Source organism: Streptomyces sp. NPDC059002, assembly GCF_042740435.1.
Lineage (GTDB): Bacteria > Actinomycetota > Actinomycetes > Streptomycetales > Streptomycetaceae > Streptomyces.
Genome location: NZ_JBHYJI010000003.1, coordinates 373,592 through 383,604, shown reverse-complemented (window position 1 = coordinate 383,604; position 10,013 = coordinate 373,592). Strand labels below are relative to the sequence as shown.

9 protein-coding genes are annotated in these 10,013 nt (G+C 68.6%); 3 read left to right on the top strand and 6 right to left on the bottom strand.

Annotation, left to right across the window (positions count from 1 at the left end):
- Positions 1 to 51 precede the first annotated feature (51 nt).
- The gene (locus ACFWZ2_RS05450; RefSeq protein WP_384542128.1) at positions 52 to 627 is read right to left on the bottom strand and encodes a hypothetical protein; all 576 of its coding nucleotides are present in this window, start codon (positions 625 to 627) and stop codon (positions 52 to 54) included.
- A gap of 215 nt (positions 628 to 842) precedes the next feature.
- Between ACFWZ2_RS05450 and ACFWZ2_RS05445 the strand changes: the two genes are divergently transcribed.
- The 3 genes from ACFWZ2_RS05445 to ACFWZ2_RS05435 all read left to right on the top strand — a co-directional run bounded on the left by ACFWZ2_RS05445 (position 843) and on the right by ACFWZ2_RS05435 (position 4,726).
- The gene (locus ACFWZ2_RS05445) at positions 843 to 2,033 is read left to right on the top strand and encodes a sensor histidine kinase (protein ID WP_384542125.1); all 1,191 of its coding nucleotides are present in this window, start codon (positions 843 to 845) and stop codon (positions 2,031 to 2,033) included.
- Positions 2,030 to 2,680 carry a response regulator gene (locus ACFWZ2_RS05440; RefSeq protein WP_384542123.1) on the top strand — a complete coding sequence of 217 codons (651 nt, stop codon included), beginning with the start codon at positions 2,030 to 2,032 and terminating at the stop codon, positions 2,678 to 2,680. Before ACFWZ2_RS05445 ends, ACFWZ2_RS05440 begins: the two co-directional genes overlap by 4 nt.
- A 231-nt stretch (positions 2,681 to 2,911) precedes the next feature.
- Positions 2,912 to 4,726 carry a glycosyl hydrolase family 18 protein gene (locus tag ACFWZ2_RS05435; RefSeq protein ID WP_384542121.1) on the top strand — a complete coding sequence of 605 codons (1,815 nt, stop codon included), beginning with the start codon at positions 2,912 to 2,914 and terminating at the stop codon, positions 4,724 to 4,726.
- A gap of 146 nt (positions 4,727 to 4,872) precedes the next feature.
- On the opposite strand, the gene ACFWZ2_RS05430 is transcribed toward ACFWZ2_RS05435, so the two are convergent.
- The 5 genes from ACFWZ2_RS05430 to atpA all read right to left on the bottom strand — a co-directional run bounded on the left by ACFWZ2_RS05430 (position 4,873) and on the right by atpA (position 9,928).
- Positions 4,873 to 5,322, bottom strand: a complete 450-nt coding sequence (locus ACFWZ2_RS05430; RefSeq protein WP_055696800.1) for a DUF2550 domain-containing protein — start codon at positions 5,320 to 5,322, stop codon at positions 4,873 to 4,875.
- Between the two features lie 128 nt (positions 5,323 to 5,450).
- Positions 5,451 to 5,825, bottom strand: a complete 375-nt coding sequence (locus ACFWZ2_RS05425) for a F0F1 ATP synthase subunit epsilon (protein WP_055564402.1) — start codon at positions 5,823 to 5,825, stop codon at positions 5,451 to 5,453.
- Positions 5,826 to 5,957: 132 nt separating this feature from the next.
- A complete protein-coding gene (gene atpD / locus ACFWZ2_RS05420; RefSeq protein ID WP_384542118.1) occupies positions 5,958 to 7,400 on the bottom strand; it encodes a F0F1 ATP synthase subunit beta in 1,443 nt (480 codons plus the stop codon).
- Positions 7,400 to 8,317, bottom strand: coding sequence for a F0F1 ATP synthase subunit gamma (locus ACFWZ2_RS05415; protein ID WP_384542116.1), 918 nt, complete (start codon positions 8,315 to 8,317; stop codon positions 7,400 to 7,402). Before ACFWZ2_RS05415 ends, atpD begins: the two co-directional genes overlap by 1 nt.
- Positions 8,318 to 8,338: 21 nt before the next feature.
- Positions 8,339 to 9,928: a F0F1 ATP synthase subunit alpha gene (gene atpA, locus ACFWZ2_RS05410; protein WP_384542113.1), complete on the bottom strand. Its 1,590-nt coding sequence runs from the start codon at positions 9,926 to 9,928 to the stop codon at positions 8,339 to 8,341.
- Positions 9,929 to 10,013 lie beyond the last annotated feature (85 nt).

Below are 10,013 nucleotides of genomic sequence, written 5' to 3'. Positions count from 1 at the left end.
CGACCAGCCACGACGCACCCGCAGATGTGGACCGTACTTCCCGCGGAGCGCTTAGAGCTTGCTCAGGAAGCTCGGGCGGTCCGACTTCCCGGACTCGGCCGCCGGAGCCTTCTTCGGGAACACCGTGTACGAACCGGCGATGATCACGTTGATGCCGATCACCCAGAGCATCCGCAGCTGCCAGCCCCGCAGCGACTCGGTGTTCCCGTCGCCCACGTACCAGATCGCGCCCTGGAGCAGCGCCATGGCGATCAGGGCCGCGGCGATCCAGCGCGCGGCGACCTCCCACTCGTGGACCGTGCGCCGGACGCCGTACTTCGGGGTGCTCGGCGGCGGGCCGCCGGCGAAACGGTGGGCGACGCGGACGTCCACCCACTTGATCGTGTAGTGGCCCAGCGCGATGGAGTAGCCGATGTAGACGGCGGCCAGGCCGTGCTTCCAGTCCGGCTCGGCGCCGTTCTTCAGGTCGATCGCGGTGACGACGAACAGCACGACCTCGAGCAGGGGCTCACACAGCAGTACGGCGATACTGGCGCGCGGCATCTTCGCCCAGTAACGCAGGGCGAGGCCCGCGGCGAGCAGCACCCAGAAGCCCACCTCGCAGATGATGATCAGTGTGACGATCACGGCTGGCTCCTCCGGGTCGCTTCCTCGGTCACCCTTCAAGGCTCCCTTCGCGGAGGCCGTGGATCGTCGTCGTCAGTGAGGAAGTGGGACTGCATCCTTCGATGTAGCCCGCGCCGCTGCCACGGGCGCGGTAGGCAGTTCGATGTAGTCGCCACCGGCGGGGTTCCTCCCCCAGGACCAGGCCCCGCCCCCGCCGGACCGTGTTGGATGGAGGCATGGCCCTGCCCCTCGCCCGCCCGCACCGCGTCGATGTCACCATCGCGTCGGTCAGCCTGCTCAGCGGGCTCGCGCTGTGGGCGCTCGGGCTGCACGCGCAGACGGACCGGCCGCTGGACGGCAACTGGGCCCTGATCCCGATGTCCGCCCTGGCCTGCCTGTCGCTGCTGCGCCGCACGGCCCCGCAGTTCGCCCTGGTCGCCGCCACCCTCGCGCTGGTCGCCGACCAGTTCACCTACGGCAATCTCGCCTCGATCATGATGTTCACGGACATCGTGTACGCGGCGGTCCTCTACGGCACCCCGGCCGCCGCCCGCCGCATCCCGGTCACCACGGGCCTGGTCACGGTCGCGATCACCATCGGGTTCCTCGCCTGGTTCCAGGACCCGCAGGCGATCCTCATCGGCGTACTCGCCGGAGTGATCTCCTTCGCACCCGCCACCACGGGTGTCCTGGTGCGCAACCACCGCGAGGCCGCCGACGCCGCCAAGCTGCGGGCCGAGCAGACCGCGCTGCTCGCCGAGATGGACCGCGTCCAGGCCGTCATGGCCGAGCGCGCCAGGATGGCCCGCGAGCTGCACGACATGGTCGCCAACCACCTCTCGGCGATCGCCATCCACTCCACGGCCGCGCTCTCCCTGGACGATGCGGAGACCAGCAAGGAAGCACTCGGCGTCATCCGCGAGAACAGCGTCGAGGGCCTGGCCGAGATGCGCCGCCTCATCGGCATCCTGCGGTCCGACAGCGGCGACCTGGAGCCGGCCGCCGCGCCCACCCTCGACGGCCTCGGCGCCCTGCTCGCGGGCGCCCGCAGGGACGGCATCGACGTCACGCTCGACGACGCCCGCGCCCCGGACGGGCCGAAGCTGCCCGCGCCGGTCGAGCTCGCGGCGTACCGCATCGTCCAGGAGTCCCTGACGAACGCCCTCAAGCACGCCTCTCCCGGCCTCGTCACGGTGGCGCTCGCCCAGGAGCCGCGCGCCCTGAGGATCCGCGTGACGAGCCCGTACGGCGATCCGGCGGGCCCGCGCGCCCCCGGCTCCGGAGCCGGTCTCGTCGGCATGCGCGAACGCACCGAACTGCTCGGCGGCACCTTCGATTCGGGCCCCGAGAGCACGCCCGACGGCAAGGTGTGGACCGTGTCCGCGGCCCTGCCCGTCGACCCAGCAGACGAAGGAGCCAAGGAATGATCAGGGTGCTTGTCGCCGAAGACCAGTCAGCGGTGCGCGCGGGGCTCGTCCTGATCCTGCGCAGCGCGTCCGACATCGAGGTCGTCGGCGAGGCGGCGGACGGCGAGGAGGCCGTCGAGCTCGCCCGTGCGCTGCGCCCCGACCTGATCCTGATGGACATTCAGATGCCGCGCCTCGACGGGGTGTCGGCAACGCGCCAGGTCGTCGCCGAAGGGCTTGCGGACGTCCTCGTCCTGACCACCTTCGACCTCGACGAGTATGTCTTCGGGGCGCTGCGCGCGGGCGCGTCCGGCTTCCTCCTGAAGAACACCGAGGCGAAGGACCTCCTCGAAGGCGTCCGCACGGTCGCGCGCGGCGAGGGCCTGATCGCACCGGCCGTCACCCGCCGTCTGATCGCGGAGTTCGCCGCCCCCACCAAGGCCGTACCCAGGGAGAACGCCCCCGACCCGGCGGTCGTCGACAGCCTCACGCGCCGTGAGCGCGAGGTCCTCTCGTGCATCGGCGAGGGCCTGTCGAACGCGGAGATCGCGGGCCGTCTCACGATGGCGGAGGCCACCGTGAAGACGCATGTGAGCCGGCTGCTCGGCAAGCTGGAGCTGCGCAGCCGGGTCCAAGCGGCGGTCCTGGCCCAGGAGTTGGGCCTCTGATCCCGGGTTCGACCGGCACTATTCGGCCATTGGTTCAGACCTCTTGACCGCTGGTCCAGACCTTTCTATTCTCACCGCACTGCGGTGAGCACTCCCCCACGTGTTCCACGTGCTCACGGGCGGCGCAGGGTCCCAACCCCTCAGACCCCCCGGAACTCACCCGAGGAGCACCTCGTGCGCTTCACACAGAGCCAGCACGCACGCTCAGGACTCAGACTCAGACACAGAGCCATGGCCGGACTCACCACCCTGCTGCTTCCGCTCGCCACCCTGGTCGCCCTCGGCGCCCCCGCCGAGGCGGCCCCCGAAGCCGCCCCCGAGGCCACCGCCACCTACGCCAAGACCCAGGACTGGGGCAGCGGCTTCGAGGGCAAGTGGACGATCAAGAACACCGGCACCACCACGCTCAGCTCCTGGACCGTCGAGTGGGACTTCCCCGCCGACACCAAGGTGACCTCGGCCTGGGACGCCACCGTCACCAACTCCGGCACCCGCTGGACCGCCAAGAACCTCACCTGGAACGGGACGCTCGCCCCCGGCGCCTCGGTCTCCTTCGGATTCAACGGCACCGGACCCGGCGCCCCCGCCAAGTGCACGCTCAACGGCGGCAGTTGTGACGGCGGCAGCGTCCCCGGCGACAACCCGCCGAGCGCCCCCGGCACCCCCGTGGCCTCCGGCATCACCGACACCTCGGTGAAGCTCGACTGGAAGGCCGCCACCGACGACAAGGGCATCAAGAACTACGACGTCCTGCGCGACGGCGCCAAGGTCGCGACGGTGACCGGGACTTCGTACTCCGACACGGGCCTGACCAAGGGCACCGACTACTCCTACACCGTCCAGGCCCGCGACACCGCCGACCAGACGGGCCCCGCCAGCGGCGCCGTCAAGGTCCGCACCACCGGCAGCACCGACCCCGGACCGGGCCCCGGCGACAAGGTCAAGATGGGCTACTTCACCGAGTGGGGCGTCTACCAGCGCAACTACCACGCGAAGAACATCGCGACCTCCGGCTCGGCCGACAAGATCACGCACATCAACTACAGCTTCGGCAACGTCCAGGGCGGCAAGTGCACCATGGGCGACTCGTACGCGGCGATCGACAAGGCGTACACCGCCGACCAGAGCGTCGACGGCGTCGCCGACACCTGGGACCAGCCGCTGCGCGGCAACTTCAACCAGCTGCGCAAGCTCAAGGCCAAGTACCCGAACATCAAGATCCTCTGGTCCTTCGGCGGCTGGACCTGGTCCGGCGGCTTCACCGACGCCATGAAGAACCCGGCCGCCTTCGCCAAGTCCTGCCACGACCTGGTCGAGGACCCGCGCTGGGCCGACGTCTTCGACGGCATCGACCTGGACTGGGAGTACCCCAACGCCTGCGGCCTGTCCTGCGACACCTCGGGCCCGGCCGTCTTCAAGAACATGATGCAGGCGTTCCGCACCGAGTTCGGCGCCAAGAACCTGGTCACCGCCGCGATCACCGCCGACGCCTCCAACGGCGGCAAGATCGACGCCGCGGACTACGGCGGCGCCGCGCAGTACGCCGACTGGTACAACGTGATGACGTACGACTTCTTCGGCGCGTGGGCGGCCAAGGGCCCGACGGCCCCGCACTCCCCGCTCACGTCCTACCCCGGCATCCCGCAGGACGGCTTCAACTCCGCTGCGGCGATCGCCAAGTTGAAGGCCAAGGGCGTGCCGTCCGCCAAGCTGCTGCTCGGCATCGGCTTCTACGGCCGCGGGTGGACCGGCGTCACCCAGAAGGAGCCGGGTGGCACCGCGACAGGGCCCGCGCCGGGGACGTACGAGCAGGGCATCGAGGACTACAAGGTCCTCAAGAACTCCTGCCCGTCCAATGGCACGGTCGCGGGTACCGCGTATGCCTACTGCGGCAGCAACTGGTGGTCGTACGACACGCCTGCGACGGTTCGCGCGAAGATGGCGTGGGCCAAGGAGCAGGGGCTTGGTGGGGCGTTCTTCTGGGAGTTCAGTGGGGACACCGCCAACGGGGAGTTGGTGAGCGCGATCAACGACGGGCTCAAGTAGTCCGTATCCCCTGGTAACGAAGCCGGGGAGACAGGAACGCCCCCTGTCTCCCCGGCTTTCGTATGTCTTTGTCTGCGGGGCCGCTGTGGCTGGTCGCGCCCACGCGGCGGAGCCGCACATGTCAGAGCCCCGCGCCCCTTCGGGGCTCAGGCCACGTTCACCCGCTGGCCGGGAGGCGCCGCCTCAAGCCACGCCAGGAAACCCGTGAGTGCGTCCTCGCTCATGGCCAGTTCCAGGCGGACGCCGCGGTGCAGGCAGCCGAGGACGATGGCATCGGAGAGCAGGGCCAGCTCCTCCTCGCCGTCCGGTGCGCGGCGGTCGACGACCTCGATGGCCGAGCGTTCGAGGACGCGGCGGGGGCGGGGAGCGTACGAGAAGACTCGGAACCACTCGATCCGGTCACCGTTGTAGCGGGCGACTCCGTAACCCCAGCCTTTGCCGGAGGTGTCACCCTTCTCGGGGGCGTTCCAGCGCAGGCTGCAGTCGAACGTGCCGCCGGAGCGCTGGATCAGCCGACGGCGCAGGCCGAAGACGAAGAGCCCCACCAATACCAGCGCGATCACAGCAAGTCCGCACACGAGCAGAGTGAGGATCATCGGCACCGACCTCCTCGCCTCTTCGAAAACGGACCAATGCATTGCACCCGCATTGCCTCAGCCGCGACCCGGTCCGGAATGTTCCCGGACCTGGCCGCGGCTGAGTCACGTTACGCCGCGCGCTGGGGTCAGCGCGTCGCCACCGCACGCAGTCGGACATCGGCACGCCGCTCGGCGGAGGCGTCGGCCTCCGACTTCGCGCGCTCCAGCGCCCGCTCCGCACGCTGGACGTCGATCTCGTCGGACAGCTCCGCGATCTCGGCCAGCAGCGACAGCTTGTCGTCCGCGAAGGAGATGAATCCGCCGTGGACAGCGGCGACGACAGTTCCGCCGTCGCTCGTACGAATGGTCACCGGGCCCGACTCCAGCACACCGAGCAGCGGCTGGTGACCGGGCATGACGCCGATGTCGCCGGACGTGGTGCGCGCGACGACCAGGGTGGCCTCACCGGACCAGACACTGCGGTCCGCTGCGACCAGCTCGACATGCAGCTCAGCAGCCAAGGGTGGCTCCTCGGGTCACCACCCGGCGGTTCAGCCGGGTGTTGGGTCAAATTCTAGTGGGCGTACGAAGAGGGGCGGGACACGGCCCCTGCGCGGGGTGCACCCGCCCCTCTCCGACATGAGCTACGGGGCTCAGGAGACGCCGAGCTCCTTGGCGTTGGCCTTGAGGTCCTCAATGCCACCGCACATGAAGAACGCCTGCTCGGGGAAGTGGTCGTACTCGCCGTCGCAGATCGCGTTGAAGGCCGCGATCGACTCGTCGAGGGACACGTCCGAACCGTCGACGCCGGTGAACTGCTTGGCGACGTGGGTGTTCTGGGACAGGAAGCGCTCCACGCGACGGGCACGGGAGACGACCAGCTTGTCCTCCTCGCCGAGCTCGTCGATGCCGAGAATGGCGATGATGTCCTGGAGGTCCTTGTACTTCTGCAGGATGTTCTTGACCCGCATGGCGGTGTCGTAGTGGTCCTGCGCGATGTACCGCGGGTCCAGGATGCGGGACGTGGAGTCCAGCGGGTCCACGGCCGGGTAGATGCCCTTCTCGGAGATCGGACGGGAAAGCACCGTCGTCGCGTCGAGGTGGGCGAACGTGGTGGCCGGGGCCGGGTCGGTCAGGTCGTCCGCGGGGACGTAGATCGCCTGCATCGAGGTGATCGAGTGACCACGGGTCGAGGTGATGCGCTCCTGGAGGAGACCCATCTCGTCGGCCAGGTTCGGCTGGTAGCCCACCGCGGAGGGCATGCGGCCGAGCAGGGTCGAGACCTCGGAACCGGCCTGCGTGAAGCGGAAGATGTTGTCGATGAAGAACAGCACGTCCTGCTTCTGCACATCGCGGAAGTACTCCGCCATGGTCAGACCGGCAAGGGCCACACGCAGACGCGTGCCCGGCGGCTCATCCATCTGACCGAACACGAGCGCGGTCTTGTCGATGACGCCCGACTCGCTCATCTCGTCGATGAGGTCGTTGCCCTCACGGGTGCGCTCGCCGACACCGGCGAACACCGACACACCGTCGTGGTTGTTGGCCACGCGGTAGATCATTTCCTGGATCAGCACGGTCTTGCCGACACCGGCACCACCGAACAGACCGATCTTTCCACCCTTGACGTACGGGGTGAGAAGGTCGATGACCTTGACGCCGGTCTCGAACATCTCGGTCTTCGACTCGAGCTCGTCGAAGTTCGGAGCCTTGCGGTGGATGGACCACCGCTCGCCGACGTTGGCGTTCTCCTCGGGGACGTTCAGGACCTCGCCGAGGGTGTTGAACACCTTGCCCTTGGTGAAGTCACCGACCGGGACGGTGATGCCGTCGCCGGTGTCGGTCACCGGGGCCTGGCGGACCAGACCGTCGGTGGGCTGCATGGAGATCGCGCGGACCAGGCCGTCGCCCAGGTGCTGGGCGACCTCGAGGGTCAGCGTCTTCTTGGCGCCGTCCAGAGCCGGGTCGGCGACCTCGACGTGAAGGGCGTTGTAGATGTCCGGCATCGCGTCGACGGGGAACTCCACGTCGACGACCGGGCCGATGACCCGGGCGACGCGGCCCGTGGCAACGGCCGTCTCAACAGTGGTCGTCATTACTTGTCACTCCCCGCGGTCGCGTCGGCCAGCGCGGACGCGCCACCAACGATCTCGCTGATTTCCTGGGTGATTTCGGCCTGTCGGGCCGCGTTGGCAAGCCGGGAAAGATTGTTGATCAGATCCCCGGCGTTGTCGGTGGCCGACTTCATCGCGCGGCGCGTGGCGGCGTGCTTGGAAGCAGCCGACTGCAGCAGCGCGTTGTAGATGCGGCTCTCGACGTAGCGCGGCAGCAGGGCGTCGAGGACGTCCTCCGCCGACGGCTCGAAGTCGTACAGCGGAAGAATCTCGTTCTTCGTCGTCGACTCCTCGGCCACCTCTTCGAGGCTGAGCGGCAGCAGACGGCCGTCCACCGCCGTCTGCGTCATCATCGAGACGAACTCGGTGTAGACGATGTGGAGTTCATCCACGCCGCCCTCGGCCGTGTCCTTCTCGATGGCCTCGATCAGCGGGCCCGCGACCGCCTTGGCGTCCGCGTACTCGGGCTGGTCGGTGAAGCCGCTCCACCGCTTCGCGATCTTGCGCTCGCGGAAGTTGTAGTGCGCCACACCACGGCGGCCGACGATGTACGTGTCGACCTCCTTGCCCGCGGCCTCGAGACGCGCGGTCAGCTGCTCCGCGGCCTTGATGGCGTTGGAGTTGAACGCGCCGGCCAGGCCGCGGTCGCTCGTCAGGAGCAGCACCGCGGCACGGGTCGCCGACTCGCTCTCGGTGGTCAGCGGGTGCTTGGTGTTCGAACCGGTGCCGACCGCCGTGACCGCGCGCGTGAGCTCGGTCGCGTACGGCGTGGAGGCCGCCACCTTGCGCTGCGCCTTGACGACGCGCGAGGCGGCGATCATCTCCATCGCCTTGGTGATCTTCTTGGTCGCGGTGACGGATCGGATGCGACGCTTGTAGACCCGGAGCTGGGCTCCCATGAGTCAGGTCCCTTCCTTACGTCACTTGGCGGCGGCCGGAGCGTCCTCGCCGAGAAGCTTCCCGTCCGAGGTCTCGAACTGCTTCTTGAACTCCGCGATGGCGTCGGCGATGGCCGTCAGGGTGTCGTCCGACATCTTGCCGCCCTCCTTGATGGAGGTCATGAGGCCCTGCTCCTTGCGGTGCAGGTGCTCGAGGAGCTCGCGCTCGAAGCGGCGGATGTCGGCGACCGGGACGTCGTCCATCTTGCCGGTGGTACCGGCCCACACGGAGACGACCTGGTTCTCGGTCGGCATCGGCTGGTACTGAGCCTGCTTGAGCAGCTCGACCATGCGCTGACCGCGCTCCAGCTGCGCCTTCGACGCGGCGTCCAGGTCGGAACCGAAGGCGGCGAACGCCTCGAGCTCACGGAACTGGGCGAGGTCCACGCGGAGACGACCGGAAACCTGCTTCATCGCCTTGTGCTGCGCGGAACCACCGACTCGGGAGACGGAGATACCGACGTTCAGCGCGGGGCGCTGACCGGCGTTGAAGAGGTCCGACTCCAGGAAGCACTGGCCGTCGGTGATGGAGATGACGTTGGTCGGGATGAACGCCGACACGTCGTTCGCCTTCGTCTCGACGATCGGCAGACCGGTCATCGAGCCCTTGCCCATCTCGTCCGAGAGCTTCGCGCAGCGCTCGAGCAGACGGGAGTGCAGGTAGAAGACGTCACCCGGGTAGGCCTCGCGCCCCGGCGGGCGACGGAGCAGCAGGGACACGGCGCGGTAGGCGTCGGCCTGCTTCGAGAGGTCGTCGAAGATGATGAGGACGTGCTTGCCCTCGTACATCCACTGCTGGCCGATGGCCGAACCGGTGTAGGGCGCCAGGTACTTGAAGCCCGCCGGGTCGGACGCCGGGGCGGCGACGATGGTCGTGTACTCCAGCGCGCCGGCCTCTTCGAGGGCACCGCGCACGGAGGCGATGGTGGAGCCCTTCTGACCGATGGCGACGTAGATGCAGCGCACCTGCTTGTTCACGTCGCCCGAGCGCCAGTTGTCGCGCTGGTTGATGATCGTGTCGACGGCCAGGGCGGTCTTGCCCGTCTGGCGGTCACCAATGATCAGCTGACGCTGGCCACGGCCGATCGGGGTCATCGCGTCGACGGCCTTGTAGCCGGTCTCCATCGGCTCGTGCACCGACTTGCGCTGCATGACCGTGGGGGCCTGCAGCTCGAGGGCGCGACGTCCGCTGGTCTCGATCTCGCCGAGGCCGTCGATCGGGTTGCCGAGCGGGTCGACGACGCGGCCGAGGTAACCCTCGCCCACGGCGACCGACAGCACCTCGCCGGTACGAGTGACCGACTGGCCTTCCTCGACACCGCTGAACTCGCCGAGGACGATCGAACCGATCTCGCGCTCTTCCAGGTTCAGCGCGAGACCAAGGGTGCCGTCCTCGAACTTCAGCAGCTCGTTGGCCATGGCCGAGGGCAGGCCCTCGACCTTCGCGATGCCGTCGCCGGCAAGGGTGACCGTACCGACCTCCTCGCGCGAGGCCGCGTCCGGCTTGTACGCCTGGACAAAGTTCTCCAGCGCGTCCCGGATCTCCTCCGGCCGGATCGTGAGCTCCGCCATCTGGGTTCCCTGCTCTCCTTGTTGGGCCCGAAGTTTTCTTGGGGGGTCTGGGGTCAGCCCCCAGGAATCCTCTGCACGGCCCAAC

Bases quoted from the DNA above. Each gene is read 5' to 3' on its own strand.
- ACFWZ2_RS05445 (WP_384542125.1), top strand. From the start codon at position 843: ATGGCCCTGCCCCTCGCCCGCCCGCACCGCGTCGATGTCACCATCGCG.
- ACFWZ2_RS05440 (WP_384542123.1), top strand. From the start codon at position 2,030: ATGATCAGGGTGCTTGTCGCCGAAGACCAGTCAGCGGTGCGCGCGGGG.
- ACFWZ2_RS05435 (WP_384542121.1), top strand. From the start codon at position 2,912: ATGGCCGGACTCACCACCCTGCTGCTTCCGCTCGCCACCCTGGTCGCC.
- ACFWZ2_RS05430 (WP_055696800.1), bottom strand. From the start codon at position 5,322: ATGATCCTCACTCTGCTCGTGTGCGGACTTGCTGTGATCGCGCTGGTA.
- atpD (WP_384542118.1), bottom strand. From the start codon at position 7,400: ATGACGACCACTGTTGAGACGGCCGTTGCCACGGGCCGCGTCGCCCGG.
- ACFWZ2_RS05415 (WP_384542116.1), bottom strand. From the start codon at position 8,317: ATGGGAGCCCAGCTCCGGGTCTACAAGCGTCGCATCCGATCCGTCACC.
- atpA (WP_384542113.1), bottom strand. From the start codon at position 9,928: ATGGCGGAGCTCACGATCCGGCCGGAGGAGATCCGGGACGCGCTGGAG.